This is a genomic window from Lunatimonas lonarensis (assembly GCF_000390185.1).
GTDB lineage: Bacteria > Bacteroidota > Bacteroidia > Cytophagales > Cyclobacteriaceae > Lunatimonas > Lunatimonas lonarensis.
Genome location: NZ_AQHR01000112.1, coordinates 1 through 25,954 on the forward strand (window position 1 = coordinate 1; position 25,954 = coordinate 25,954).

At 46.9% G+C, this 25,954-nt stretch carries 27 protein-coding genes; 14 read left to right on the top strand and 13 right to left on the bottom strand.

Annotated elements, in window-relative coordinates:
• Positions 1-49: 49 nt before the first annotated feature.
• Positions 50-745, bottom strand: coding sequence for a 2'-5' RNA ligase family protein (locus tag ADIS_RS20200; protein WP_010856579.1), 696 nt, complete (start codon positions 743-745; stop codon positions 50-52).
• Positions 746-749: 4 nt separating this feature from the next.
• Positions 750-1,811 carry a hypothetical protein gene (locus ADIS_RS20205; protein ID WP_035807169.1) on the bottom strand — a complete coding sequence of 354 codons (1,062 nt, stop codon included), beginning with the start codon at positions 1,809-1,811 and terminating at the stop codon, positions 750-752.
• A 150-nt stretch (positions 1,812-1,961) separates the two neighbouring features.
• On the opposite strand from ADIS_RS20205, the gene ADIS_RS20210 reads away from it, so the two are divergent.
• Genes ADIS_RS20210 through recO form a run of 3 tightly spaced genes read left to right on the top strand, consistent with a single transcriptional unit; the run spans position 1,962 to position 5,363 of the window.
• The gene (locus ADIS_RS20210; protein WP_010856581.1) at positions 1,962-2,546 is read left to right on the top strand and encodes a thymidine kinase; all 585 of its coding nucleotides are present in this window, start codon (positions 1,962-1,964) and stop codon (positions 2,544-2,546) included.
• Entirely contained in the window at positions 2,503-4,680 is a 2,178-nt protein-coding gene (locus ADIS_RS20215; protein ID WP_035807150.1) for a PorZ beta-propeller-like domain-containing protein, read from the top strand. The genes ADIS_RS20210 and ADIS_RS20215 overlap by 44 nt, the downstream gene beginning before the upstream one ends.
• A complete protein-coding gene (gene recO, locus ADIS_RS20220) occupies positions 4,680-5,363 on the top strand; it encodes a DNA repair protein RecO (RefSeq protein ID WP_010856583.1) in 684 nt (227 codons plus the stop codon). The genes ADIS_RS20215 and recO overlap by 1 nt, the downstream gene beginning before the upstream one ends.
• A gap of 7 nt (positions 5,364-5,370) precedes the next feature.
• Here the strand turns inward: recO and ADIS_RS20225 are convergent, their stop codons facing one another.
• The gene (locus ADIS_RS20225) at positions 5,371-6,120 is read right to left on the bottom strand and encodes a phosphopeptide-binding protein (RefSeq protein WP_010856584.1); all 750 of its coding nucleotides are present in this window, start codon (positions 6,118-6,120) and stop codon (positions 5,371-5,373) included.
• A gap of 81 nt (positions 6,121-6,201) precedes the next feature.
• Here ADIS_RS20225 and ADIS_RS20230 point away from each other — a divergent pair, with 81 nt between their 5' ends.
• Positions 6,202-7,182, top strand: coding sequence for an isopenicillin N synthase family dioxygenase (locus ADIS_RS20230; RefSeq protein WP_010856585.1), 981 nt, complete (start codon positions 6,202-6,204; stop codon positions 7,180-7,182).
• Between the two features lie 39 nt (positions 7,183-7,221).
• Positions 7,222-8,427 (top strand): chromate efflux transporter, encoded by a 1,206-nt coding sequence (gene chrA, locus ADIS_RS20235; protein ID WP_010856586.1) that lies wholly within the window; start codon positions 7,222-7,224, stop codon positions 8,425-8,427.
• 13 nt (positions 8,428-8,440) lie between these two features.
• Here chrA and ADIS_RS20240 read toward each other — a convergent pair whose 3' ends face one another.
• Positions 8,441-8,590 carry a hypothetical protein gene (locus ADIS_RS20240; protein WP_010856587.1) on the bottom strand — a complete coding sequence of 50 codons (150 nt, stop codon included), beginning with the start codon at positions 8,588-8,590 and terminating at the stop codon, positions 8,441-8,443.
• A gap of 176 nt (positions 8,591-8,766) precedes the next feature.
• On the opposite strand from ADIS_RS20240, the gene ADIS_RS20245 reads away from it, so the two are divergent.
• Positions 8,767-9,378 (top strand): DUF2911 domain-containing protein, encoded by a 612-nt coding sequence (locus ADIS_RS20245; protein ID WP_010856588.1) that lies wholly within the window; start codon positions 8,767-8,769, stop codon positions 9,376-9,378.
• A gap of 176 nt (positions 9,379-9,554) precedes the next feature.
• Here ADIS_RS20245 and floA read toward each other — a convergent pair whose 3' ends face one another.
• The 3 genes from floA to proS all read right to left on the bottom strand — a co-directional run bounded on the left by floA (position 9,555) and on the right by proS (position 12,656).
• Positions 9,555-10,565, bottom strand: a complete 1,011-nt coding sequence (floA, locus tag ADIS_RS20250) for a flotillin-like protein FloA (protein WP_010856589.1) — start codon at positions 10,563-10,565, stop codon at positions 9,555-9,557.
• 3 nt (positions 10,566-10,568) lie between these two features.
• Positions 10,569-11,030, bottom strand: coding sequence for an NfeD family protein (locus ADIS_RS20255; protein WP_035807152.1), 462 nt, complete (start codon positions 11,028-11,030; stop codon positions 10,569-10,571).
• 144 nt (positions 11,031-11,174) lie between these two features.
• The gene (gene proS / locus ADIS_RS20260; RefSeq protein ID WP_010856591.1) at positions 11,175-12,656 is read right to left on the bottom strand and encodes a proline--tRNA ligase; all 1,482 of its coding nucleotides are present in this window, start codon (positions 12,654-12,656) and stop codon (positions 11,175-11,177) included.
• Positions 12,657-12,786: 130 nt separating this feature from the next.
• Between proS and ADIS_RS20265 the strand changes: the two genes are divergently transcribed.
• Entirely contained in the window at positions 12,787-14,190 is a 1,404-nt protein-coding gene (locus ADIS_RS20265; RefSeq protein ID WP_010856592.1) for a hypothetical protein, read from the top strand.
• A gap of 314 nt (positions 14,191-14,504) precedes the next feature.
• Complete coding sequence (locus ADIS_RS20270) at positions 14,505-15,977, top strand: OmpP1/FadL family transporter (RefSeq protein WP_010856593.1); 1,473 nt, start codon at positions 14,505-14,507, stop codon at positions 15,975-15,977.
• On the opposite strand, the gene ADIS_RS20275 is transcribed toward ADIS_RS20270, so the two are convergent.
• From ADIS_RS20275 to ADIS_RS20285, 3 genes are read right to left on the bottom strand one after another with little or no spacing between them, the layout of a single operon-like run.
• Entirely contained in the window at positions 15,960-16,496 is a 537-nt protein-coding gene (locus tag ADIS_RS20275; protein WP_010856594.1) for a shikimate kinase, read from the bottom strand. The genes ADIS_RS20270 and ADIS_RS20275 overlap by 18 nt on opposite strands.
• Positions 16,493-17,593: a BT_3928 family protein gene (locus tag ADIS_RS20280; RefSeq protein WP_010856595.1), complete on the bottom strand. Its 1,101-nt coding sequence runs from the start codon at positions 17,591-17,593 to the stop codon at positions 16,493-16,495. Before ADIS_RS20280 ends, ADIS_RS20275 begins: the two co-directional genes overlap by 4 nt.
• Complete coding sequence (locus ADIS_RS20285; RefSeq protein WP_010856596.1) at positions 17,586-18,134, bottom strand: DUF1599 domain-containing protein; 549 nt, start codon at positions 18,132-18,134, stop codon at positions 17,586-17,588. Before ADIS_RS20285 ends, ADIS_RS20280 begins: the two co-directional genes overlap by 8 nt.
• 15 nt (positions 18,135-18,149) lie before the next feature.
• Between ADIS_RS20285 and folP the strand changes: the two genes are divergently transcribed.
• Together folP and cdaA are read left to right on the top strand one after the other, a co-directional pair.
• Positions 18,150-19,034: a dihydropteroate synthase gene (folP, locus tag ADIS_RS20290; protein WP_010856597.1), complete on the top strand. Its 885-nt coding sequence runs from the start codon at positions 18,150-18,152 to the stop codon at positions 19,032-19,034.
• On the top strand, positions 19,031-19,897 hold the full coding sequence (gene cdaA / locus ADIS_RS20295) for a diadenylate cyclase CdaA (RefSeq protein WP_010856598.1): 867 nt from the start codon (positions 19,031-19,033) through the stop codon (positions 19,895-19,897). The genes folP and cdaA overlap by 4 nt, the downstream gene beginning before the upstream one ends.
• A gap of 23 nt (positions 19,898-19,920) precedes the next feature.
• Here the strand turns inward: cdaA and kbl are convergent, their stop codons facing one another.
• Complete coding sequence (gene kbl, locus ADIS_RS20300) at positions 19,921-21,117, bottom strand: glycine C-acetyltransferase (protein WP_010856599.1); 1,197 nt, start codon at positions 21,115-21,117, stop codon at positions 19,921-19,923.
• A 136-nt stretch (positions 21,118-21,253) separates the two neighbouring features.
• Between kbl and ADIS_RS20305 the strand changes: the two genes are divergently transcribed.
• From ADIS_RS20305 to ADIS_RS20315, 3 genes are read left to right on the top strand one after another with little or no spacing between them, the layout of a single operon-like run.
• Entirely contained in the window at positions 21,254-22,204 is a 951-nt protein-coding gene (locus ADIS_RS20305) for an NAD-dependent epimerase/dehydratase family protein (protein ID WP_010856600.1), read from the top strand.
• A gap of 4 nt (positions 22,205-22,208) precedes the next feature.
• Positions 22,209-22,685: a copper resistance protein NlpE N-terminal domain-containing protein gene (locus ADIS_RS20310; protein ID WP_035807171.1), complete on the top strand. Its 477-nt coding sequence runs from the start codon at positions 22,209-22,211 to the stop codon at positions 22,683-22,685.
• A gap of 12 nt (positions 22,686-22,697) precedes the next feature.
• Positions 22,698-23,645 (top strand): sugar phosphate isomerase/epimerase family protein, encoded by a 948-nt coding sequence (locus ADIS_RS20315; protein WP_035807154.1) that lies wholly within the window; start codon positions 22,698-22,700, stop codon positions 23,643-23,645.
• Positions 23,646-23,677: 32 nt separating this feature from the next.
• Here the strand turns inward: ADIS_RS20315 and ADIS_RS20320 are convergent, their stop codons facing one another.
• On the bottom strand, positions 23,678-24,037 hold the full coding sequence (locus tag ADIS_RS20320; RefSeq protein WP_010856604.1) for a Spx/MgsR family RNA polymerase-binding regulatory protein: 360 nt from the start codon (positions 24,035-24,037) through the stop codon (positions 23,678-23,680).
• A 102-nt stretch (positions 24,038-24,139) separates the two neighbouring features.
• Here ADIS_RS20320 and ADIS_RS20325 point away from each other — a divergent pair, with 102 nt between their 5' ends.
• On the top strand, positions 24,140-24,631 hold the full coding sequence (locus tag ADIS_RS20325; RefSeq protein ID WP_035807155.1) for a DUF4168 domain-containing protein: 492 nt from the start codon (positions 24,140-24,142) through the stop codon (positions 24,629-24,631).
• Positions 24,632-24,662: 31 nt separating this feature from the next.
• Here the strand turns inward: ADIS_RS20325 and hemL are convergent, their stop codons facing one another.
• Entirely contained in the window at positions 24,663-25,949 is a 1,287-nt protein-coding gene (hemL, locus tag ADIS_RS20330) for a glutamate-1-semialdehyde 2,1-aminomutase (protein WP_010856606.1), read from the bottom strand.
• Between the last annotated feature and the right edge of the window lie 5 nt (positions 25,950-25,954).

Sequence of the window (25,954 nt, forward strand, 5' to 3'; positions counted from 1 at the left end):
AAAGCCATGTACAGCGTCTACATCCTTTACTCGCCAAAAATCGATTGGATCAGGACGGGTTTGCTAAAAGAGGAAATGAGGCTAGCAGTTTGACCAACCCGGCCCGTTGGTACCAATCGTTAAAAACAAACTCAACTTCGTGAAAGGCCTGGACCCCGAATTCATACCCGGAAAAACGATCCAACACCTCCAAAACGGCTTCTTGATTTTCAACGGCATGCTTAAACCGCACCACCGTACTGTGTGCCGTTACCAACTTGTACCGCTTGTCAAGGGATTGCTCTAAGCTGCTGCCTGCAAAAGACCTCCGAAGACTCTCACGCAGCTTTTCCAGCTCACCATCCTCCGGATATCCTTTAATCATGAGACAGGATGGCGACATAAATACACCCCTAAAACGTATGGAAATCCGCCCTATTCCTTGGATTGATGCATCAATCAGCGGAAGGTACTCCCCTATGGAAACACCCTCCAACGAAAACCCCGAATAGCAGGAAATAATGGGTATCACCGTTACATGAAAATCCAATGGCCCGTATAAATGGTGACCAGGAACCACCTGCTTGACGGCATCCGTAAACCGGCCAAATGATTCCGCTAGTTCCTGTCCCGGCCGCAACAGAAGCGTAAGGCCCCGGCGACTATCGCCCGGATCATCGATAAGTCTATCAAAGCCAAAGCCCTCCTCCAGAACCTGGTTTCTGGCCTGTATATCCAAGAATCCATAATGCGCCTCTAAATCCACGCGATCAGTTCTTTACATCAAACTTCAAAAAGATCAAGAAAAGCAATTCGATCAGCTCTTCTGACTGTAGGTCCCATCCCAGCTGGGCAATGTATTTTTCATTTAGCAACTCTACGGCGTCAAAAAAACTTTCTGTGGCATCGAGATCGGAAAGGGCTGCATTAAGGTTCTCAGGGTTGCCGAAAAACAGCTTTCTTGTAAACATAAACCGCTGATTGATACCGATATCCTCGGACAGCTTCCTCACCGACCCCTTGATCAGGCCATAGGATTCCCGTTCAAACCGCGCCCAAGCCAAGGCGGGATCAATCCGTTCCTGCCCCAACGCAATGGAAGGCTGTTCCTCGTCATAGCGCTGAGCAGACGGTGTACTTGATTGGGAAGGAATCTTCAGTTCCGGCAGCGGCTGATAGCCCTGCTGACCTGAGGGAGGTGCGGGCTGATTGGCACCGGTCAGCCTGTCCAAATCCAACCAAGTGATGTCGCTCAATGGCTTTAACAGGTCCTGCGGATCAGCCAGCCTGTCCCGTTTTTTATCAACTAACTCATCAAATGCCATCGACAGGGACTCGGGTAGAGAAAACCGCTCTGTCGCCTGCACTAATTCAGACCATAAATCTGTGTGCCATTTGATGTACTTTTTATTTTCTTTGAAATATACCTCCAAATTTGCGCCGGCGCTGTAGGCAAGCTCAATCTCCAAAAAAATGCGGGGATCCACCGCAAATAGTACCGTATCCTCAACCGCCTGCAGAAGCAATGGCTGAAAATTAACCCTTGAAACCTTTATTGATTGCGAAAGCACGTTCATGAAATCCCGGAGAGCTTCAGCTACTTCCTCCGACCCATAGTCAAAAAAGGGATTTTTCTTAAGCTTTTCCAACTCCGATTGCCATGCCCCAAACAGCGATTTGATTACCATCAGATTAAGCTGCCTACAGGCGGTAAGGCTAATGATTTCGTTCCCGGTAATGTATTGCTTGTCCGCAAAAAATCCCGAACAAATCCGTTCTGCGAATTGCCCCGAATATTCTTTTAAGTAACTTTGATCAATGGATTGTGCCATATCGATAGATAGTCCGTATTCTTTTCTGATTTCATCAGCCACTGCTCCCGACAAAAGGGCTAGCTAATCACGTGCCGAATTTGGGTAAAGTTATTGAATTATATCGACACAAACGCCAGTGATAACTGTTAAAGGGATAAATGCTATGCCATGTTCGTAGAACCAACGCCCGGCAAGTCGCCCCATCAAGACGGGAAGGGACAAATCGAGGTGATCTGTGGATCGATGTTTTCCGGAAAAACCGAGGAGCTGATACGCCGATTGAACCGCGCACTGATTGCTAGGCAAAAGGTTGAAATCTTTAAACCGGCTTTGGACAGGCGATATCATGCAGAAGATATAGTCTCCCACAACGCCAACGCAATCCGGTCTACACCCGTAAATTTTGCCGAGGATATCCTGCTACTTGCCGGAACCTGTGATGTAGTCGGAATTGACGAAGCCCAGTTTTTTGATGCGCAAATAGTAGCCGTTGCAAACAAACTGGCCCGATCCGGGAAACGGGTAATCTTGGCAGGACTTGACATGGATTTTGAAGGTCGGCCCTTTGATCCCATGCCTGCTTTGATGGCAGTGGCTGAGTTTGTCACCAAGGTACATGCGATCTGTATGAAATGTGGAGATTTGGCATCGTTTAGCTATAGACTTTCGCCGGACAGGGGAAAAGTAATGCTTGGCGAAAAGGAAAGTTATGAGGCAAGGTGCAGAAAGTGTTTTTTTGAGTCATCTAACTAAGGCCATATGGTTGTGCTTCCTTGCGGCAGTAGGCCGGCAGAATGCATTTTGCCAAGGAGATATCCCGGTGGGAACGTGGAGGCCCCACGGTAATTACACTCAGCCACTTCAACTCTCCGGTGCCGGAAAAACCGTATTCACCCTGGGAGAAAACAGCCTTTTTTTTATCTCTGAGGCCAGCCCAACGCCAACTCCGTTGGGTTATCAAGACGGATTGTATGGGCAGGCAAAAAGCCGGATGGCATACCACTCGCCCACCAGGACACTGGTCTTAGCCTATGAGGACGGCACCCTGGAGATGATCGATGAAACACGCGTCCGACGTATAAACGACCTAAAAAACAATGCGTTGATCATCGGGAAACGCATCAAACAGATCGTTTTGTTTGGCGATACTGCTTGGCTGGCGGCGGAGTTTGGCATTGCCGCCCTTTCGCTATCGGATGGTTTTGTAAAACGATCCTTCTTAAATATCGGCGCCAACGGATCGGCCCTGTCCATCACAGGGCTGGCAATCACGGACAGGGGCATCTATGCCTTAAGTGAACAGGGCCTGCAATTCGGTGACCACCATGCCAATCTGAACGATTTCAATCACTGGAGACGATTAACTCTATCCGCTTCGACCGGGTTCAAAGAGATACATGCCCTTGGGGAGACGCTTTACTTAGTCGGAAATGACCAACAGATTTACCAATGGAAGAACGAAAAACTGGAGTGGGTGGCCGGCACTTTTGGTGTAGCCAATGCCAAAACGATGGATGGTCGGTTGATTTTCCAAATGGAAAACCAATTCTATGAAATCAACGGATTAGGAAATATTCAACCTATTCCCTTCTCAACCACGCTACCTTGGATTGACTTTCACCTTGCTGACGAATCCATGTATTTGGCTGTTCCGGGCATTGGATTATGGAGGCTTCCCGACTCGGTTTCCCTGACGCCAAACGGGATAGGCTCAATATCACCCACTTTCTACAGTGCCGGAGATAATCTATATGCATTTGATCGGTGGGAACGGGTTCTTGACCACTTTAACCAAGGAAAATGGCAGACCTATCAAACCCCGGAAGGAATCACTTCGGTCGCACAGGCACAAGGAGTCCTTTATTTAGGGGCTCAAAACGGGCTTTTTCGCTTCGTTGGGAATGAATTTGAAGAAGTGAACCTTTCTCCACTTCCTCCCAATAGTGGCGTTCAGGCGATGGCGAGCGACAGCCAAGGTAACCTTTACTTGGTTGCCGAAGGAGCAACTCCACAGCTAGGGCTCCTTGAGGGCAGCGGAGCCTTTAGGATCCTTGGCATTTCCGGAATGGGAAGGGTAGAAAAAATAGTGGTGGATGGAAGCGGAAATAGCTGGCTGATGGAGCTCCCTAGGGGCGGTGCCCGAAATCTCCGGGTAGTCAATCCATCTTCCGGTTTGGACCGAACGATCGGCAACACCTTGGGACAAGGCGGCCTACCCTCCAATACTGTGCAGGACATTTTCTTGGATTCGGAGCAAAACCTTTGGATAGCCACCACACAGGGGCTGGGGTATTTTTTCAATACCCGGCTGCTTACCCAAACTGCGTCTTTAAATGCACTTTTACCAATCTTCCAAAACCGTCAAGTGCTTGCCAATACTTCGGTTACCCAATTGATTGTCGCGCCAGACAGAAGCGTTTGGGCAGGTACTGCCAGTCAGGGCCTCTGGCAATTTTCGGAAGGATTTGAAGGGGTGCTTCATCATTTTACCCCCGCCAACAGTCCTTTGCCAAGCCAATCCGTCCACTCGCTGTCTTTAAATAAACGTACAGGAGAGTTGTTTATAAGTACGGATAGGGGAGCTTTATCATTTAGGGCCAGCTCCGTACAAGCTTCGGAAAAACTCGAAAACCTCAAAATTTATCCCAACCCCGTCCATGCAGGCTTTAGCGGTGTGCTCAGCATAGAAGGCTTGACGGATTTTGCGGCACTTAAAATTTCACACAGTTCCGGACGCGTGGTATATACTACGCGTGTGGCAGGCGGAAAAATCACATGGGACATGCGTACCGATGAGGGTAAGCGGCTTAGCCCAGGTGTGTATATTGTCTATGTGCTGGATGAGGGAGGAAATGAGCGGGCAGCGGGAAAATTTCTGATCATGTGATGTTAAAAAAAACCAAAGGAATCGTCATAGGGTATGTGAAATACAGGGAGACATCCATCATCGTGCATGTCTTTACCCGTGAGATGGGTATGAAATCATACATTGTAAATGGAGCGAGATCCGCTAAGGCAACACAGAAAATGGCCCTTTACCAGCCGTTGACGTTGTTGGAGCTCGTGGTTTATGATAAGGAAAACCGTAACATCCATCGTATCTCCGAAGCGCAACTTGAAATGGCATTTACAAGGATACCCTTCGATTTTCATCGCACCACTACCGCCTTGTTTGTAGTAGAAGCCCTACGGCGGTCTATCCCTGAGCACTATCAAAATGACCAACTGTTCGATTTTCTACACCGTTCGATTCGGCTCCTCGATCACGAAAAAGCACATCTGGCGTTATTCCCGTTGCGATTTCTAATAGAAATGACCGAATACCTCGGATTTAAGCCAGAGCATGCCAGCGAATTTTACGAGCAACTCCCCATAAACAAATCCAGCGCCGGCCACGTCCACAAACATGAATTGTTGGCTGCCTTGCTCAAAAACGGAGAACAGGTGGTAAAGCCATTCCCCAGCGCTGTCAAAAGAGAGCTAATGGACGATCTTCTGGTTTTTTACCGCTTGCACCTTGAAAATTTCGGGGAAATAAAATCCCTGCCCGTGTTACGAAACCTGATGTAGCTGCTGATTACTCAACCAATACCCTTCGGGACACCGACGAAAAAGGATTGGAAAGCTCCTTACCATCTTTTCGTAGGAGATCCAAGCGCACGACATGTTCCCCTTTGGCAAGGTTGGTAAGCCTAATAACCTGCTGATCTTGGGTACGATATTCAAAATCCCCTACCGATAGCTTCGCTTCTAGACCATCGGCTTTTAAATCCCCCCACACTACCAAAAAGTCAACCACCAATCCCTCTCCAACTGGTATTCGCTCACCGTCCCTTGGGCGATTGAGCAACAAGTAGGGTTCATCCGCCGCAGGAAACGCACGGGAATCCCCCACCCTGAAATCGCGGTCTACGTAATTTCCAAATTCCTTTAATAGAAGACCTTGTTCATCTGTAAGGTACGCAACCGCACGGTAGGTTCCCTTTCCTAAGTTTTTTGAAAATACTGCATACGATATCTCCTCCCCATCCGTCCCGTTGATTGCCAACATGAACGGACGCTTCGATCCAAAGGGGTAATTCTTGATATTGAACTCAAACTCCACCTTTCCCTCTGGAAACACCTCATTGCCCAGCGGACGATACATTTCGATCATCGCATCTGGAAAGGAGGAAGTTGGCTGAAGGACCACCTCCAAACCCTCATGATATCCTGCTGCGGCCTCCTCTGTTTCCATGTAAACTCCACGATCTTCAGACACGCGTCCAGAACAGGCGCAAAAGGCAAAAAGGATGCCGATAAAAAGGGGGAAAATGCTTCTATTCATTGCATGGGTTGGTATTGCAGGCCAAAGGTATTTAAAATTAGGGTAAAAAAATTTACCTTGCGCCACAAATGGTAAAACGACATGACCGAAATATTATATAAAGAAATCCCCTCGCTGGATTTGGCCGATTTCGTTAGCGGTGATCTGGATCAGAAAGCTGCTTTTGTAAAAAACCTTGGGGATGCCTATCAAAATATTGGCTTTGTAGCCATAAAAAACCATGGATTGACCGAATCGCTGCAAGCCAAACTTTACGAGGTGATCCAGCGGTTTTTCGCTTTGCCGGACGATCAAAAATCAGCGTACGAGCATCCTGAAATAGGCTATCAACGCGGCTATACCGGAAAAGGTAAAGAGCACGCAAAGGGCCGGAATACGGGGGACTTAAAGGAGTTTTATCATGTAGGTCAGGATTTGGAATCCATCCCCGATGCTGATCCTATCAAGCAGGAATACCCTGCAAACGTCTGGCCTACTGAAATATCCGAATTTAAAGAAACAGCCTTGGAAGTATTCAACGCGATCGAGCATGCCGGCAAACACATGCTTAGGGCCATTGCACTTCATCTGATGTTGCCAGAAGATTATTTTGAGGACAAAGTCCGATTTGGCAACTCCATCCTCCGGTGTATCCATTATTTTCCCATAACCAACCCGGAGGAGGTACCTGAGGATGCGGTGCGTGCTGCCGAGCATGGGGATATCAACCTAATCACGCTGCTGATGGGTGCCAGTGCGGATGGACTGGAAGTGCTTCGCAGGGACGGGAAATGGATCCCAATAACTGCGCTTCCCGATCAGCTTGTCGTCAATGTGGGAGATATGTTGGAGCGGCTTACCAATAAAAAGCTCAAATCTACCATTCACCGGGTAGTGAATCCCCCCCGGGACAAAATGAACAGCAGCCGCTACTCCATTCCATTCTTCATGCATCCCCGGTCAGAAATGGACCTGACCTGCCTTGCTAGCTGTGTGGACTCACAGCATCCAAAAGCATTTTCGGACATGACTGCCGGAGAGTTTCTCGAAGAGCGTCTTAGGGAGTTAGGACTCAAAAAGTAAGCTACCCTTGATCATACGCCCAACCTAACCACAAGCACCATGGAGATAAAGAAAGTACGCTACTATATCTATCTCAAAGATGTATTGATACTTTCTTTAACTGCTTTTGGTGGCCCACAGGTATTTTTGGCTATGGTCATAGAGACCATGGTGCGTCGTCGACGATACCTATCGGAAAAGGAGCTACTTGAATTGAACGCACTCTGCCAGGTACTGCCGGGACCCACCTCCACGCAGACCATTTCCGCTATTGGATACCGGATTGGCGGCCCCTTCCTCGCCTATGCTTCCTTGACTGTATGGGTGATGCCGGCTACTCTATTGATGATCGGGACAGCCGTGCTTATTGACCACTTGCAGGAAAACACCCCCGGTTCACTAAACTTTGCAAAGTTTATTCAGCCGATGGCTATCGGTTACATTATCTATGCCGCGCAGATAACGATCCGAAAAATGATCCATACCATCGAAGCGGCCATACTGATGATGATAGCTGCTTTTATCGCTTTTTTCTACAACTCTCCATTCATCTTCCCCGCCATGCTTTTGATTGGTGGGCTGATTACAACGCACAACTACAAGAAGCAACCGTTTATCGAAGAGGATCCCAAGATCAAAATCGAATGGGGTAATTTCCTGCTATGGGGAGGCGTACTGGTAGGCGCCGCTTTGTTGGGGCACTACACGGGTATGCTTCCGGTCCGTCTTTTTGAAAATTTTTACCGAAACGGCAGCCTGATTTTCGGTGGAGGGCAAGTGCTGGTTCCCTACCTATACACCGAATTTGTAGAATTCAAACAGTACTTAAGCTCAGAGGAGTTTCTTACCGGATATGCCATTTCGCAGAGCATACCAGGCCCCACTTTCAGCATCAGCTCGTATATCGGGGCACTTTCAATGCGGGAATGGGGCCTTGCGGGGCTACTAATTGGAGGGTTTATCGCAGCAGCCGGTATTTTCCTTCCAGGGACTTTCCTGATATTCTTTGTAGTCCGTTTCTGGGATGCCTTAAAAAAGTATCGTCCGGTGAGGGCCGCACTGGAAGGCATCAATGCCGTAAGTTGTGGCATGCTGATGGCCGCCGCTTACTTGCTTTTCGAACCGTTGGAAAACAACCTTTTTAATATTGCGGCCATTATCGGCACCTATGTGTTGCTTCAGTTTAGTAAAATCCCCTCGCCGCTGATCGTGGTGATCGGAGTGGCCGCAGGAATCATCTACAATTGGGTGATGAATTCCTTGTAAGACAAGCCATCTGTCAGGTATCTATGCGCTGCAAATAAAGGCCCAGCAGGTAACTGGATATCAACACAATGGCTGATACCCACGAAACCGTAGTGGAATCCCAAACCCCGAATAGGTAGAGGACGTACACCATGGCTGCCAATAATCCTATTATGGCGACCATAATTCTGAGTTGCTTAATTTCTATCATGAACTTACCAAGACACAAGTTTATGTAATAGCCCGCTTCACTAACCATAGGGTAAACGAAATTTCATCGGCGGTGGATACTTCCCAACTGGCATGAAAATTCAAAACCATTTCGTAATTTAACGTCACAGAAACAAAAACCTAAAAAAAATGAGAAATCAACGCGTAATCATTCTTAGCCTTTTCATCTTCCTTTTGGGAAGCGTCCCCCAATTGGCCTTGGCCCAATTGCAGACCCCGGCGGCAAGCCCTGCGGCACAGGTTACCCAGACGGTGGGCTTCACTAAGATCAGCATGGATTACTCCTCCCCGGCAGTCAAAGGTAGAAAAATCTTTGGCGATCTGCAGAAATACGGAGAATCTTGGAGAGCAGGAGCTAATGCCCCGACAACCATTGAGTTCAGTACTCCTGTCAGCATTGAAGGCAAAAACATTCCTGCAGGTAAGTATACTGTTTTTATCACTCCACAGAGTTCAGGTGCTTGGACTATTCATATCAACGGCAAGGGGAATGCCATCTATGCCTACATGACAGATAATAAAATCAACGAGGAAGCATTGGCCAAAGACGACATCGTAGCCATCAAGTCCACTCCCACTACTACCAGTAGCAAACAGGAGCGTCTGATTTACACGATTTCAGCAGAAGACAATAAAGTGGCGAAAATCACCATGGCGTGGGAAAATGTCCAACTTTCCTTCAACGTGGATACCCAAGTCAATCAAAAAATGGACGGATTCAAGGGGATTTTCACGCCCTGAAACATGACTAAACGCTAAGGCTGATTGGAAGTACCCGTCACGCCCTATACGTTAAAAAGGCCCGACACCTAAAATGTTGTCGGGCCTTTATCTTTTGACAGAATACTTGAGTTACTAGTTCCTATTAGGAATGTACGACTAGGCGTGTACAAACGTTTTAAAGCCCATCTCCTATCCTACTTTTTCTCGCCACCTTTGGACCGATCAGATCCTTTTTCTGCATCGGAGTTCGCAATTGAATCCCGCATGCTGGTATCGGATTTGACATTCTCCATACGGTAATAATCCATAATGCCCAAGTTTCCGGACTTAAACGCCTCAGAGATTGCTTTGGGGATTTCTGCCTCCGCCTCGGTTACCTTGGCGCGCATTTCCACATTTTTGGCGCGCATCTCCTGCTCCAACGCTACTGCCATGGCCCTTCGTTCCTCAGCTCTCGCTTCGGCCACCTTAAGGTCTGCGGAGGCCTGGTCGATTTGCAGCTTCGCCCCTATGTTTGTGCCTACATCAATATCCGCTATGTCAATAGATAGTATTTCAAAAGCTGTACCTGCATCCAATCCCCTTTCCAACACCAATTTGGAAATATTATCCGGGTTTTCGAGCACATGTTTATGGTTTTTGGCAGATCCGATGGACGTCACGATGCCTTCGCCTACCCTAGCCAGGATTGTTTCCTCTCCTGCACCTCCGACCAACTGCGCAATATTTGCACGTACGGTTACTCGGGCTTTTGCGATCAACTGGATACCATCAGCGGCTACGGCGGCTACATTAGGCGTATTGATCACCTTGGGATTTACCGAAATCTGTACAGCTTCGAACACGTCCCTTCCTGCCAAATCGATGGCGGTAGCCTGTTTAAAAGACAAGCTGATATTGGCTTTATCGGCTGAAATCAACGCCCGTATGACGTTGGGCACATTACCTCCCGCGAGGTAATGCGTTTCCAAATCATTGGTCGTCAAGTTTAATCCTGCCTTGGTAGCTGTGATCAGGGAATTTACCACCACACTGGGTGGGACTTTTCGAATTCGCATTCCAACCAATTCAAGCAGACCTACCTTTACATTGGAGAATATGGCCGTAATCCAAAGATTGACCGGCACAAAATAAAGGAAGATAAACAGCACGATGAGCCCCGCGAACACGGACAGCAAAATAAAAGTGGAGTTCGATAAATCCATAGCTTATTGTTTTATGATTATTTTATTGTTTTCGATCCTATTGATCCTTATACGGGTGTTCGTGGGAATAAAGCCATCCTCTGACTTAACTTCGTAAATATTTTCACCAAAAAGGGCTTTGCCGAAGGGCTTACAATCTGATCGGGTCACCCCCTCCTGACCTACTTCAAGTCCGTCAAGGCGATTGTCGAACGTTCCTCCGGAATTCGTTTCCTTCAACGAAAAGCGGTTCCATATCCCGGACTTAAATCCTATTACCAACAGGATCCCATTGACAACCACGGTTCCTCCAAAGACCCAATGGGCAGTACCTGCTTCCAAAACCTGATAGGCATAATAAACCCCCAAAGCGGTAAAAAGAAGGCCCAGCAAACCGATTAGGGTAGTACCCGGTATAAAAATGATTTCTGTGAGAACCAGAAGTGCTCCGAAGAAAACCAAGCAAGAAATTATCAATATGGTCATGGGGCTTCCTACGATTTCAGGCTGAAAATAGGCCTTTTAATCGGCATTCAAAAACATTCCCAAAGGAATTACCATGCATCCCATCGTATCCGAGAGGACATATAAAGAAAGCCAGCCCAATACTAAGATCAGGCTGGCAGTTCATTAGTAGGATTTTGCGAATAAAACCCTTCCCTGGGAGGGTTTTTGGGAATAAATGCAAAGCCCCGATTCATTTTTCTGTTCCAAAGGTATGCAACGGATCGTCGCTTTGGTAAGCTCCTTGATTTTTTCCTCCGTCTCAGGCGTACCATCCCAATGTGCCGATACGAAGCCACCCTTTTCCTCAAGAACCTGGACAAATTCATCCCATCTATCCACCGAGGTGGTCTTTTCGTTTTGAAAGGCCATCGCTTTATCGTAAATCGATTGCTGGATTTCATCCAGGAGGGAAGCTACCTTGTGGGCGATATCCACTTCTCCAAGATTAACCGATTCCTTGGATAGCGTATCCCTTCGGGCAAGTTCGAGTGTATTGTGCTGGAGATCTCTGGGGCCTATCCCTATACGAAGGGGGACACCTTTTAGCTCATATTCAGCAAACTTCCAACCCGGTTTATAGGTATCTCGATCGTCGAACTTCACAGAAATGCCTTTGGATCGAAGCCCTTTTGCGATTTCATTGGCTTTTACAGAGATAGCCTCCAATTCCTCCTGGCTTTTGAAAATAGGTATAATGACCACCTGAATAGGTGCCAGCCTCGGGGGCAAAACCAGCCCTTGATCGTCGGAATGGGCCATAATCAAAGCACCCATCAGACGGGTGCTAACACCCCAGGAGGTTCCCCACACGTATTCCAAACCACCACTTCTCGTTGCAAATTTCACATCAAATGCCTTAGCAAAGTTCTGTCCCAGAAAATGGGAAGTTCCTGCCTGCAGTGCCTTTCCATCCTGCATCATCGCTTCTATGCAGTATGTATCCTCGGCCCCGGCAAACTTCTCACTTTCGGTCTTTTTCCCGCGTACTACCGGCAAGGCCATGAATTGCTCCACAAAATCTGCATAGACACCCAGCATTTGCTTGGTTTCCTCCACGGCTTGCTCCCTGGTTTCATGGGCCGTGTGCCCTTCCTGCCACAAAAACTCGGCGGTTCGAAGAAACAAACGGGTCCTCATCTCCCATCGAACGACATTGGCCCATTGATTGACCAATAGCGGGAGGTCACGATACGATTGAATCCAATTTCGGTAAGTGCTCCAAATCACGGTTTCAGAAGTTGGCCTCACAATCAGTTCTTCTTCCAATTTGGCCTCCGGATCAACTACGACGCCTTTGCCACTTTCATCCCCCTTAAGCCTGTAATGGGTAACCACCGCACACTCCTTCGCAAAACCCTCTACGTGGCTTGCCTCTTTGGATAGAAAGGATTTTGGGATGAACAAAGGAAAGTAGGCATTCGTGTGGCCGGTCATCTTGAACATTCGGTCGAGCTCCGCCTGCATTTTTTCCCATATAGAATATCCATACGGTTTTATGACCATACAGCCCCTCACGGCAGAATTTTCGGCTAAATCGGCACGCTTAACTAATTCATTGTACCAGAGCGAATAGTCTTCGCTTCTTTTTGGTAATCCTTTGCTCATTTTTATTTTTGTTGTATTTAAAAAAACTCTTTATATTCGAAGTTAGAATTCGGGCAAATATAATTCAAAAAATGATAACCCTCCCGGTATACAGCCGTATATAGAAACGAGAGTAATAAATTGCATTCCTATGAACAACTTAAATCCAATTCGGTACGTGGGCGTTGTGGCCCTTCTCGGTTTGGCCTCCTGTAGCACAGGTCAGCGTGCCATGCAGGGTGAAGCCGACAACCTGTATTTCATGGCGTCAGACGCAAGAATCGCCACTGAATTTGCGGTTAGAAACAACACAGCGGATAACTTTAGAAACTTGGAACAATCCCCATCTTCTGATTTGGAGCTGGAGAATTTTTCAAGCAGAAATGTCAATCCCGAATATATCGCCAGATACCAGCGCTCTACTCAACCCGTTGAGGAGGGGTCGGTGTATTTTGACGACTCCCAGACACAAAGTTTTGCTCCCCAAGGCGGTAACATTGACGCTTATGACAATTTCCGTGGCGGTTCAGGAAACGTGACCAATAATTTCTTTGGCGGACCGACTTTCGGAATGGGCATGTGGCCTATGGGAATGGGTATGTGGCCCATGGGAATGGGGATGAGACCAATGGGCATGTGGCCTATGGGTGGTTTCTATGATCCATTTTGGGGACCTGGATTTATTGATCCATTTTGGGGTCCCGGTTTTGGATTCCGACCTGGTTTTAATGTTGGCTTTGGCGTAGGATTTGGAAATCCATGGATGAGAACCAGTTTGGTATTTGGAAATCCTTGGATGATGGGTCCAGGCTTCGGCTTCTATGATCCATGGATGATGCGCGGATTTTACCGGCCTGGGTTCTTCAACCCAATCATTATAATGCCAGGTGGAGAGGCGGGTGGCCGTCAGATTGTTCGCGGAGCCAGACCTTCAATGGGATCATCCCTGGCCAATGCAACCCCACGTAGCCGTGGTGCTGTGGAGCCGGGATCTTCTAGAGCCAATGCTCGAAGAGAATCTATTGGAGCTGGGCCGAATGCGCGTCAGGCAACTTCCACTGCTAACCGTAACAGCTTTAGTAGGTCACAGAATGATATGTACAGAAATCCATCTGCATCAGCGACGCCTGCTCGTAGAAATGTCAGCTCTCCAGTAGTGACACGTCCCACTTCTGCAACAGCCACTAGAAGTGGAGCGTATTCTGCACCTAATGCGAGAATGAACAGCAGCTCTCCACGAACTTCGGCAGCTCCAAATAACTTCAACAATAGAAGTGTGAACCAAGGCAATACCCGTTCGGGGTACACTGCTCCAACACGATCTGCATCGCCATCCTACAATCGTAGTGCGGCACCAAGCAATAGAAGTACTTCTGCACCCGGATTTAATAGCAGAAGCACTGCACCAAGTTACAACCAACAGCGCTCCACAGCGCCAAGTAGCAGTTTTTCATCCCCCTCTAGGTCGTCGTCCTTTAGCGCCCCTAGTAGTGGAGGTGGAGGTGTCTCCAGAGGCGGTGGTGTCAGCGTAGGAGGAGGAAGAAGAGGGAATTAATTCCCTCTTTTTTTTTCTTACTTACTTTTATTTAATCATCAAATACCTTCCCGACCTTTTTATTAGGCATGCTATTTGCCACTTACTTCCAAAGTGAATATTGAAGTGACAGGGTGTCGATTCGAGCGAACGCATACGCTCCGTTATTCCGATGGGAACTAGCTAGTTGCCCTGCCTGCTCCAATAGAGAAAGTTACGATCGAATAAGAAAACAACACATACAAACGAAGTCGAGCATGGAGAGGGTATCAAATACTAGAATGTTTAAGGAAGGCTACCAGTTTTGTATGGTCTTTTAACACAATTATAATCATATGAGCGACAATAAAAACGTATGGCTTTTTTTTGCGGTGGCTCTTTTGCTGCCAATTTGGACGCAGGCTCAAAGTGGCTATGTTGAAGACGCTTTACGGTATAGTATCCACAATGCTACCGGAACTGCCAGAATTTCTGCGCTGGGAGGAACGCAAAACTCACTGGGAGGGGATATAAGCAATATCCACGGAAATCCTGCCGGTTTAGGGTTCTTTCAGCGTTCAGAATTCAATCTATCGCTTGGGTACATGGACTGGAATGCGGAGTCACTATTTGAAGGGCAATCCACTAACCAAAGCGCCACAAACTTTATGCTCCCCAATATCGGAATAGTCTTCAGCCGTGCGAAGGCTCCGCTTGAAGCAGGTGATTGGCGAGGAGGCTCTTTTGGTTTTAGCTACAATCGACAGTCCAACTTCCGAACAAACTATGGGTACACTTCCAACCGACTGGACCAAGAATCCATACTGGACTATTATCTGGACGTGTATAATACCAGTGGCAATCCAGGAGGTCTTGGCGGGTTGTTTTTTGATGCTTTTCTGATCAACCCTGTCGGGGGGAATCAGTACGACTTTTCGCCAAACGCCACCACCAGCTTGGTGAAATCGGATTTTGTGGAAAGTGAAGGGAATCTAAACCATATTAGCCTCGCCTATGGCGGCAATTACAAGAACAAACTCTTTCTAGGCGCAAACCTTGGAATCCTTTCCATGAACTTCAGAAGGGTGCAAACCTATAATGAAGACTTTTTGGATGGTTCTAACCGGAGTACGCTCTTCAGTTCGCTACAACAGACCCTGGTGCAGGAAGGTGCAGGGATCAACCTGGGAGTCGGGGTAATCTATAAGCCAATGGACGAACTGAATATAGGTTTAAATTTCCAATCCCCGACGTGGAGTAATATCAATGAAGAATACGGAGCGGACATATTTGCGGATTTCAACCCCCCTTATAATGATCCGGAATTTGGTCTGATCGCCGAATCTGATGCCGAAACGCAGCTTTTCATCGGAAACTTTGGCCTTCGTACTCCCCTTCGCCTGGGTTCTGGTCTTACCTATTTCTTTGGTAAAAAAGGGTTCCTTTCCGCAGACGTCGACTACCTAGATTACAGCATGGCCAACCTCCGATCCAACGCGTTCAACACAGGCGAGGATAACCGGGATATACGACAGATTTATGGCCAAACCATCAACTTCCGGGTAGGAGGCGAGGCTAGGATCGATATCCTTCGAATTCGAGCAGGATACGCGTACTACGGAGATCCCTTTCAAAATCCGGGCGGAAACGACCGAAGTATGACGCAGTTGTCGGGTGGACTAGGCGTTCGTATGCCGAAAATCAGCATAGACCTCGGCATAACCAGCAGTCATTTTAATACCTTTCACGCTTCCTACCCTGGCTCGCCCGTAGCTACCATAGACAATCAACGCCTGATGGGCATGTTATCACTAGGGTTCAATTTTTGAAAACCCTAACCATTCAACGGCCAGTTGCTCAGCGGAAATATCTTTTCCGCTGAGCGTTATTCTGGCCATCCTGTAAAAGACGCTCCTTTGCTGGTACATATCCAAAAGTTTTAGCCGCACTTCCTCTTCGTTCATCTGGGCAAATAGCGGCCTCTTTCCTGCCTGCCCCTTTATCAGCCGAAAAAGTAGCTCTGACATGGGCACATCCAAATAAACCGAAACGGCCAATTGGTTAATGAGATCCATATTGCCGTTAAAGCAGGGAGCTCCTCCTCCGGTAGACAGTACAAAGGATTCATCCCTGTGAAGCAATTCAACCAATGTTTTCGTCTCTAGCTCACGGAAATAATCCTCTCCATGAGCGGCAAAAATCTCAGGGATTTTCGTTCCGTCCCGGTTTTCTATTTCATGATCCAAATCAAAAAATGGAACGTTCAAGAGGCGCGCAACTCGCTTTCCTAGGGTCGATTTTCCGCTGCCTGGCATGCCCACCAATACCATTTTGTTATATTGCCTCATCTTCGCAACAAGCTCTTAACTTCTTCGATAGAGGGAGTGTTATGATGGTGAAATTTACCGACAACCGTTCCGTTATCCAACAACACCAACCCGGGATTGGCACGTATTATGGTCTTGACAACCGTAGCATCCGCCAAATAATACCCAATATCCCATTGAAAATCTCGCAACACCTGTTGAACCTCCTCTTCCGACGACGCACAAACCAGCTTTACATCCAACCCAATTTGACCTGACTCCGTAATCAACTTAGAGATATCATCGAGATTGACCATCGACATTTTGGTTAGATTACTCACAAAGATCAGGAGCCTTTGTCCTTCCAGAACCTCGTCCGTAAAATCTCCCGCTTCATTCCAAACGGCAAAGTCCGTTATTTTCGGCAGGGCATTCGGGTTTTTGAGGTTCATTTCTACAAATTCGTATTCATCTCCTGACGGATATTGATCAAAAACGACCACTTCATCTCCCCTTTTCATCACATAGGCGTATTCTAATAGAGCTGATGGCTGCATCGCTGCAGGGATATTAACGCCAACTTTATAGGCCCTAAAGTCAATATAAGGAAGGTTCCTGATGGCATACACAGACAGATAAAGGCCGGCAAACATTGCTGCCAATACTGATACCATTCCCCATGCCGTTTGGTTTGGCACCAAATCCCTTCGGAACAAAAAAAGGACCATTATCAAAACCAACAGAAATATGTCCTTAAAGAAAGACTCCCAAGGGGTAAGTTTGATGGCGTCTCCAAAACAACCGCAATCCGTGACTTTATTAAAATAGGCTGAGTAGAAAGTCAAGAAGGTGAAGAAGACGATCATTCCCATCAATAAATAAACAGCAAGTTTAATGCGCCATCCAACGATGACCATCACGCCAAGAACGACCTCTGTCACCACCAAAAAAACAGAAAGGGGCAATGCAATCCCCTTCAACAATTCGAAAATAGGCGCAATGTCATAGGAGAAGACATCGAAATATTCTTCCAGTTTGATTGCTGTTCCCACCGGATCATTTATTTTAATCAACCCGGAAAAAATAAACAATCCTCCTACGATGGCGCGGACTACACCCAACAATACCTGTTTAACCATTTGTCCCTTTCAATTTGATCATACAAAACACCGAATAATTGATAATGTCCTGGTAGTTGGCTAGGACACCTTCCGATACCAACGTCTGCCCTTGATTATCCTCGATCTGCTTGATTCTATACAACTTCATCAATATGATATCCGTGATAGACGACACCCGCATCATTCGCCAGGCCTCGCCATAATCGTGATTCTTGTTTTCGAGTAATCTTCGGGTATCCTCCACCCATTTTTCATAGAGGGGTTCCAATACCTCGTAAGGGATTTCCAAGGCTTCGCTTTCGGCCATCTCGGATTGAATCAGTGCTATCAGGCAATAATTGATAATCCCTATAAACTCATCCTGGATGGGGTCACTCACCCGTTGGATGCCCTTCTCCTGAATGGATCGTATACGCTGTGCTTTTATAAAAATCTGGTCGGTGATAGATGGCAACCTTAGTATTCTCCAAGCTGTTCCGTAATCAATCGTCTTGTTCTTAAAAAGTTCTTTACAAAGTTCAATGACTTCTCTATATTCGCTCAGCGTTTGCGTATTCAAAGCACCAATCAGTTAATGGTAAGACAAAATCGATTTAAACCAAGGAACGAAGATACTTTTTTTCCTCTAAAAAACACCTTTCAAACCAAAGGAAAACTGTATTGCCTTGAAGAACCTTGGGTGATGGGAGTCATCAACTGTACACCAGATTCTTTTTACAAATCAAGCCGTGTTTCCGGAAACAATCGGGAGGTTTTGGAAAAAGCTGTACAGATGGCCAAGCAGGGTGCCCGAATCATTGATATTGGGGGTTACAGCAGCAGACCAAATGCGGATTACATCTCCGAAGAAGAAGAACTTAATCGAGTGGTTTCCGTTATTGAAATTATCAGGCATGAACTTCCCGAGGTCCTGATCTCAGTGGATACATTCAGGCATCAGGTGGCCAAAGAAGCGGTATCTGCGGGTGCCGATTTGGTCAATGACATCTCAGGTGGCGAGCTGGACGGGGAGATGATTGAAACCGTAGGAACGCTTGGTGTACCCTACATTTGCATGCATATGCGTGGGAATCCTAACACCATGCAGCATCTGACCGAATACGAGGATATTGAGACCGAAATAATGGGATATTTTTCCAAGAAGTTGGAAGATTGTAAAAAAGCTGGCATAAAAGATGTTATATTAGACTTGGGCTTTGGGTTTGCCAAGACAATGGAGCAAAATTACCGGTTGGTGCGCTCATTGGACTATTTCAGTACCCTACCCTGCTTACTATTGGCTGGCATCTCGCGAAAGTCGATGGTCTATAAACTTTTGGAATGTAGCCCAGAGGAGGCGTTGAACGGAACCACTGCACTTAATATGGCCCTGCTGATGGAAGGGGCCCAATTACTTAGAGTGCATGACGTAAAAGAGGCAATAGAAACTATAAAAATATATAAACAGCTTTACATTTGATCCTGCTCTTTAAAATCGGCTTTTTGGACGTATCTATCGTCAATCTCATCGATATTGCCTTGGTCAGCGTGCTTATCTACCAAGTCTATAAACTGATGCGTGGATCGGTAGCGATTAAGATCTTTTTGGGTTTTCTATCGATTTACCTCATGTATTTGGTAGTCAACGCAGCAAAAATGGAGTTGCTGACCATTATTCTTGGGCAATTTATGGGCGTCGGTGTGTTGGCTGCGATCATTCTGTTCCAACAAGAAATCCGGAAATTCCTGCTTATCGTGGGTAAGTCCTCCATCTTTTCAAATGAAAACGTATTGCAGGAGCTTTTCTTCTGGAGGAAACGCGAAAGCAGTGCTTTTAATGTCACCCCTATTATCGAGGCTTGCAAGTCCCTTTCGGGCAGCAGTACAGGTGCTCTGATTGTGCTTTCCAGCAACTCTGAACTTAAATTCTATGCAGAAAGCGGAGATCTAATCGACGCGATCGTGTCGAAACGACTATTGATATCCATTTTCAATAAATACAGTCCGCTCCACGATGGGGGCGTAATCATCTACAATGGTCGGGTAAAAGCTGCCCGTTGTATTTTACCGGTTACCGAACGGGATGTGCCTGCACAGTTTGGGCTACGGCACCGGGCCGCGATAGGTATGTCAGAGGCTACCGATTCCCTGGTATTGGTCGTTTCTGAAGAGACTGGTCAGGTCTCTTTGGCGAAAAGCGGCAAAATCCTGCATAATCTCTCCTTCCAAGAGGTGCGGGAGATGATAAATGCCTACCTGACCGGCGAGAGCATCGAGGAGCGCTTTGTTGAGGTTGTGGCATTTGAAAAAGTAAAGGAAAAGAAGAAAATCACCGAACTATAGGTGATTTTCTTCTTTTGATGTCTTTAGGATATAACCCCAAGTTCTCTTCCCACTTCCGTAAAAGCCAGGATCGCCTTGTCCAAATGCGCTTTCTCATGTGCGGCAGAAAGCTGTACTCTGATACGAGCCTGGCCTTTGGGCACAACCGGGTAATAAAATCCTATTACATATACTCCCTTCTCCAAAAGTTTTTCGGCCATTCGCTGGGATAACGCCGCATCATACAACATGATCGGAACGATGGGATGTATCCCCGGTTTGATGTCGAAGCCGGCTGCCGTCATCTGCTCTCGAAAATACAATGTATTTTGCTCCAGTTTATCCCGTAAATCGGTAGAAGCGGCAAGCAGATCAAAAACCGCATTGGAAGCTCCCACAATTGCAGGGGCCAAGGTGTTTGAAAATAAATAGGGCCTAGACCGCTGCCTCAACAACTCTATGATCTCCTTTCTACCTGAAGTAAATCCGCCCGACGCACCGCCTAGTGCTTTGCCCAGGGTACCGGTGATGATATCCAGCTTACCCATTACGCCGGTCAACTCATGTACTCCTCTTCCGGTCTTGCCTACAAATCCGGTGGAATGGCACTCATCAGACATCACGAGGGCTTCGTATTTTTCAGCCAGCGCCACGATTTTATCCAGCTGCGCGATGGTCCCATCCATCGAAAAAACGCCGTCGGTAACTATGATGCGTTGCTTTGCTCCCTTTGCCACTGCCTCTTGAAGCTGCCTCTCCAAGTCAGCCATATCGTTGTGGGCGTACCTAAACCGCATCGCCTTGCACAAGCGAACCCCATCGATAATGGATGCGTGATTCAGCGTATCGGAGATAATGGCATCCTCCGGCCCAAAAAGAGGCTCAAAGACACCACCGTTGGCATCAAAAGCAGCTGCATATAGAATGGTGTCCTCCGTTCCCAAGAAATCGGAAATCTTCTGTTCCAATACTTTATGAATATCCTGCGTTCCACAAATAAACCGGACCGAGGACATGCCAAATCCGTGCGAATCAATGGCCTGCTTGGCCGCCTCAATGACGGCCGGATGACTGGAAAGGCCTAAGTAGTTATTTGCGCAGAAATTAAGGACGGTCTTCCCTCCCTCCACTAGAATCTCTGCGCCTTGGGGAGATAGGATAATTCTTTCACGCTTAAACAGCCCTGCGGACTGAATATCCTCCAGCTCACTTATCAAGCTGGGCTTGAGACGATCGTACATAGCATTTTTGAGTTAGATTATCGATATGCAATATTTTCAACGAAATTCTTTCGTTACATTTGCCTTATATCAAAACCAAATATACTAATTAAACCTAGACCAAACCGACTACCAAACCATATAAAAAAACGTCTTTATGACCAAAATCCTAATAACTGGTGCAGGAGGACAACTTGGGTCAGAACTGACACATGCCCTGGCCTCTTTTTTTGGAAAAGAATCTATCGTTGCCACAGACATCAATGAAAACGCTGGGAGTCTATTTCCGGAAATACCATTTGAAAAACTTGACGTTACTGATCGTTCTCAGCTACTGGCAATCACCAAAAAACATACCATCACCCAGATTTACCATCTGGCAGCTATTTTGTCTGCCACGGGAGAAAAAAACCCGGCTTTGGCGTGGAAAGTGAATATGGACAGCCTCTTGTCTGTGCTGGAACTGGCAAAAGAGAAGCAATTGGATAAAATTTATTGGCCGTCTTCCATTGCTGTTTTTGGCCCCAGTTCACCGAAGCAACATACTCCTCAGCGAACCATTCAAGAACCCCAAACAGTTTATGGTATTTCGAAGCAGGCTGGTGAACAGTGGTGCAACTATTACTTCCAAAAACACGGAGTCGATGTCCGAAGCCTGAGGTATCCGGGACTGATCGGATATAAATCCCTCCCGGGTGGGGGAACAACCGACTATGCGGTGGACATCTACCACCATGCAGTTACGGAAAAACCCTACACATGCTTTTTAAAAAAGGACACCACACTGCCCATGATGTACATGCCCGATGCGATTCGAGCAACGATAGAAATAATGAATGCGCCCAAAGATCGTATCAGCATCCGGTCCAGCTACAATATTTCGGCCCTGAGTTTTGCTCCGGAAGAAATATTTAACAGTATATTAGTACATTGTCCTACCTTCAGTATCGACTATCAACCCGACTTCCGACAGGAGATAGCCGAAGGATGGCCTCAAAGCATCGATGACACCCAAGCTGCATTGGATTGGGGGTGGAAAGCCGAGTTCAACTTGGATAAAATGACGCAAGATATGTTACGTAATCTCCAAAATCACCTGCATGGCTAGCCCTATGAAATACAACTTGCTTGCGTTACTTCTATTGACACTGCTTTTTGGCTGTGATGACGACACAGAGGAGACCATGTACGAGGAAGAAAGTGTTGCAAGCACAGAGAAGGAAATAATTCTCCATTCAGAAACCTCCTATTGGCTGTCCTACGAAGGCGTAATCCCCTGTGCAGATTGTGACGGAATCAAAATGGAGCTTAAACTGGAAAACAATCCGGACAAAACAACACAAAGCTACGAGCTCAGTGAAACCTACTTGGGAACAGCAGATGGCGACAGAAAATTTCTGCAATCCGGGCAGATAGAAATCAGCTACGGAATCACAGGTGAACCAAACGTATTTGTGATCAATTTACTAAATGAGAATCTGAAACCTTCCCATCGGTTTATTCAGGAAGCGAATGGAAAATTGAGCTTGCTGACCGGGGATAGCAAGCGCAATCCTACCGACCAAAACTACATTCTCGATAAAAAATAACCCATTAACCGAATGCAACGACGAAAATTTATCAAACAAGTAGGTATTGCAGCCTCAGTCCTGGGATTGTCACCCTCCATAGCCGCCCCTAAGGTTACCGAACGAAAATTCAAGGTCAGTCTGAATCCTGGGGCCATCGGTGTAAGTTGCACTCAGCTCGAATTGATTGAATGCGCTGTACGCCATCAATTTGAGGCGATTTCCCCCTTCCCGGATCAACTAGCCGCCATGTCGTCGAATCAATTGAATGATTTTTTGGCAAAAATGAAAGCCAATAGGCTGACCTGGGATGCAGCAAGTCTGCAGGTTGATTTCCGAAAAGACCACGATACCTTCCATACTGGACTAGCTGGACTTGAAAAGACCGCAAAAGCTTGCCAAGCAGCTGGGGTAACCCGAATGAGTACCTGGATCATGCCTTCACACAACGAGCTGACCTACTCCCAAAATTTCAAGCAGCACCGGGACCGTTTAAAGAAAATAGCAGACATGCTGTATGACCAAGGCATTCGTCTAGGACTGGAATATGTCGGCACCAAGCGTCTCAAAACCATAAACCGGTATCCATTTGCAGGTACCATGAAGGAAATGCTCGAGCTGATTGATGCGATCGGCACGCCCGGTTTGGGATTGCAGCTTGACGCCTACCATTGGTATACCTCCACCGAGTCTGTGGCAGACCTAGAAGCACTAAAAAACGAGCAAGTGATCACTTGTGATCTCAACGACGCGAGAGCAGGTAGAAGCATTGAAGAACAGGTGGACGGAGAAAGGGAGCTGCCGGGGGATAGTGGACTCATCGACCTAGCTGGCTTTATGGGCGCCCTGCTCAAAATCGGCTACGATGGTGCCGTACGGGCAGAACCTTTTAACGCCAAGCTGAATGCCATGGAAAAAGAGGAAGCCTTGGCTGCTACCTCAAAAGCTATGTGGCGCACCGTCAAACTGGTAACCGCATAGGGAAAAACCAAATGGGGGCTCCCTATGTACCCCTATCCAGCTGAAGCCTTGGCAACTATTGCAGCTGAATCAAACCCAGCGACAATTTCGCCATCCGGAAAAACGATAATGGGCCGTTTGATCATGCTGCTCCTTTCAGATAAAACCGCAACGGCAGTTTCAACCTGCTGGGTCAGTGCCTTTTCTTCATCCGAAAGTTTTCTGTAGGTAGTACCCCTTCTATTAACCAATTCATCCAGCGGTATTTTCTCCAGGAACTTCCGGATCAATGCTTCACTGGGTGCATATTTTTTATAATCCACAAACGTGTACGCCAAGTCCTTTTCGTCTAAGAATTGAAATGTCTTTTTCATCGTATCACAATTCTTTATTCCATATACTTCTATCGTCATAATGCTATTTTAACTTACTTTAACGAGTTAATTTATTATTAGTGGAACACTTTTTGCAATTTTAAACCGAATAATCAAGTCTAACACAAATCCAATTTACAGATGAATTACTCAAAAGTAACACATGTTTTTTCATTATCCTTGCTAATTACCTTGTTGATGCCTGTGGCGTTAAGTGCTCAGCAGATTCCGGGACAGCAAGACCAGCCTGTAAAGGAAGATTTTTCAGATGCTGAAATCGAGCAATTCGTGGCCATAAACATGGACATGATGCCCATCCAACAGGCCGCCGAAGCAAAAATGATCGATGCAATCGAATCGGCCGGCCTTGAAATCGAACGATTTCAACAGCTGTTTCAAGCACAACAGCTAGGAAACATCACCGATGCATCCGAGGATCCTCAGGAAATCGCCAAATTCAACGAGGCAGGGCAACAAATAATGAAGGTTCAAGAGGAGGCCAATCAAGAAATCCAACAGATGATCCTCGATGCAGATATGCAGGTTCAAACATTTCAGGAAATATCAACGGCCTATCAGCAGAGTCCGGTAGTGAAGGCCAAGGTCGATCAAATCCTAGAAAAAATGGAATAACAAAAGAGGCGGGGATACCGCCTCTTTTGGTTTATAGACTTTTTAACACTGCCTCATTGGCATCTAGAATCCGATCAATGTGTTCACTTTTGAGGGCCGTGGACAAAAACAGGCTTTCAAACTGGGATGGTGCCAAATAAATACCCTTTTGGAGCATCCCCTGAAAGTACCTACCAAAGCGTCCCGTATCGCAGGTTTTTGCAGATTCAAAATCGACCACGTTTTGGTCTGTAAAAAACAGGCTATACATGCTGTTTAAATGGTTGATTGTATAGGGCAGCCCGAGGGAAGTAAGGCTTTCCTTTATTCCAGCTACCAACGTGGTTCCGATCTGTTCAAGCTCCACATACACTTCGGGATGGCTGTTCAGGTATTCCAACATCGCTAGTCCCGCAGCCATCGCAATCGGATTGCCCGATAGCGTGCCAGCTTGATATACGGGGCCCTCCGGTGAGACGTATTCCATTATTTCCTTTCTGCCGCCGTAAGCACCTACGGGCATTCCTCCCCCAATGATTTTACCGAGAGTACACATGTCCGGCTTTATCCCAAACAGTTCCTGAGCACCGCCTTTTGAAAGCCTAAACCCTGTCATCACCTCGTCGAAGATCAGCACAATGCCCTCGTCATCACAAATCTCTCGCAGTCCTTGCAAAAACCCAGGTTCAGGCAATACACATCCCATGTTTCCGGCCACGGGTTCCAAAATTATCGCCGCGATCTCATCCTTATTGGCTTCAACCAGTCTGGAAACGGCTTCCAGATCATTATACGGAGCCAGTAGGGTGTCCTTGGCCGTTCCGACCGTCACGCCTGGGGAATCTGGGTTACCCATGGTAATTGCTCCAGATCCCGCGGAAATCAAAAACGAATCGCCATGCCCGTGGTAATTGCCCTCGAATTTGATAAACTTGTCTCGACCGGTATACCCTCTTGCAACCCTGATAGCTGACATGGTGGCCTCGGTACCACTGTTCACCATCCGCACCTTATCCACGCAGGGTACCATGTGGGTTATGAGTTCGGCAATCCGGATCTCCCGTTCTGTAGGCGCCCCAAAAGAGGTGCCATCCTCCATTGCCTTAATTACCGCTTCCCTAATCATCGGATGGTTATGTCCCAAAATCATGGGACCCCAACTATTGATAAGCTCTATGTAGGAATTGCCATCTTCATCGATAAGATACGGACCATCGGCCCGTCGAATAAATACAGGATTACCGCCAACGGCTTTAAATGCTCGTACGGGAGAGTTTACACCTCCCGGTATAAATTTCTTAGCCTCGTTGAATAACGCGGCACTTCGTTTACTTTCCATTGCTA

Bases quoted from the DNA above. Each gene is read 5' to 3' on its own strand.
- ADIS_RS20205 (WP_035807169.1), bottom strand. From the start codon at position 1,811: ATGGCACAATCCATTGATCAAAGTTACTTAAAAGAATATTCGGGGCAA.
- ADIS_RS20210 (WP_010856581.1), top strand. From the start codon at position 1,962: ATGTTCGTAGAACCAACGCCCGGCAAGTCGCCCCATCAAGACGGGAAG.
- ADIS_RS20215 (WP_035807150.1), top strand. From the start codon at position 2,503: ATGAGGCAAGGTGCAGAAAGTGTTTTTTTGAGTCATCTAACTAAGGCC.
- recO (WP_010856583.1), top strand. From the start codon at position 4,680: ATGTTAAAAAAAACCAAAGGAATCGTCATAGGGTATGTGAAATACAGG.
- ADIS_RS20225 (WP_010856584.1), bottom strand. From the start codon at position 6,120: ATGAATAGAAGCATTTTCCCCCTTTTTATCGGCATCCTTTTTGCCTTT.
- ADIS_RS20230 (WP_010856585.1), top strand. From the start codon at position 6,202: ATGACCGAAATATTATATAAAGAAATCCCCTCGCTGGATTTGGCCGAT.
- chrA (WP_010856586.1), top strand. From the start codon at position 7,222: ATGGAGATAAAGAAAGTACGCTACTATATCTATCTCAAAGATGTATTG.
- ADIS_RS20240 (WP_010856587.1), bottom strand. From the start codon at position 8,590: ATGGTCGCCATAATAGGATTATTGGCAGCCATGGTGTACGTCCTCTAC.
- ADIS_RS20245 (WP_010856588.1), top strand. From the start codon at position 8,767: ATGAGAAATCAACGCGTAATCATTCTTAGCCTTTTCATCTTCCTTTTG.
- floA (WP_010856589.1), bottom strand. From the start codon at position 10,565: ATGGATTTATCGAACTCCACTTTTATTTTGCTGTCCGTGTTCGCGGGG.
- ADIS_RS20255 (WP_035807152.1), bottom strand. From the start codon at position 11,030: ATGACCATATTGATAATTTCTTGCTTGGTTTTCTTCGGAGCACTTCTG.
- proS (WP_010856591.1), bottom strand. From the start codon at position 12,656: ATGAGCAAAGGATTACCAAAAAGAAGCGAAGACTATTCGCTCTGGTAC.
- ADIS_RS20265 (WP_010856592.1), top strand. From the start codon at position 12,787: ATGAACAACTTAAATCCAATTCGGTACGTGGGCGTTGTGGCCCTTCTC.
- ADIS_RS20270 (WP_010856593.1), top strand. From the start codon at position 14,505: ATGAGCGACAATAAAAACGTATGGCTTTTTTTTGCGGTGGCTCTTTTG.
- ADIS_RS20275 (WP_010856594.1), bottom strand. From the start codon at position 16,496: ATGAGGCAATATAACAAAATGGTATTGGTGGGCATGCCAGGCAGCGGA.
- ADIS_RS20280 (WP_010856595.1), bottom strand. From the start codon at position 17,593: ATGGTTAAACAGGTATTGTTGGGTGTAGTCCGCGCCATCGTAGGAGGA.
- folP (WP_010856597.1), top strand. From the start codon at position 18,150: ATGGTAAGACAAAATCGATTTAAACCAAGGAACGAAGATACTTTTTTT.
- kbl (WP_010856599.1), bottom strand. From the start codon at position 21,117: ATGTACGATCGTCTCAAGCCCAGCTTGATAAGTGAGCTGGAGGATATT.
- ADIS_RS20305 (WP_010856600.1), top strand. From the start codon at position 21,254: ATGACCAAAATCCTAATAACTGGTGCAGGAGGACAACTTGGGTCAGAA.
- ADIS_RS20310 (WP_035807171.1), top strand. From the start codon at position 22,209: ATGAAATACAACTTGCTTGCGTTACTTCTATTGACACTGCTTTTTGGC.
- ADIS_RS20315 (WP_035807154.1), top strand. From the start codon at position 22,698: ATGCAACGACGAAAATTTATCAAACAAGTAGGTATTGCAGCCTCAGTC.
- ADIS_RS20320 (WP_010856604.1), bottom strand. From the start codon at position 24,037: ATGACGATAGAAGTATATGGAATAAAGAATTGTGATACGATGAAAAAG.
- ADIS_RS20325 (WP_035807155.1), top strand. From the start codon at position 24,140: ATGAATTACTCAAAAGTAACACATGTTTTTTCATTATCCTTGCTAATT.
- hemL (WP_010856606.1), bottom strand. From the start codon at position 25,949: ATGGAAAGTAAACGAAGTGCCGCGTTATTCAACGAGGCTAAGAAATTT.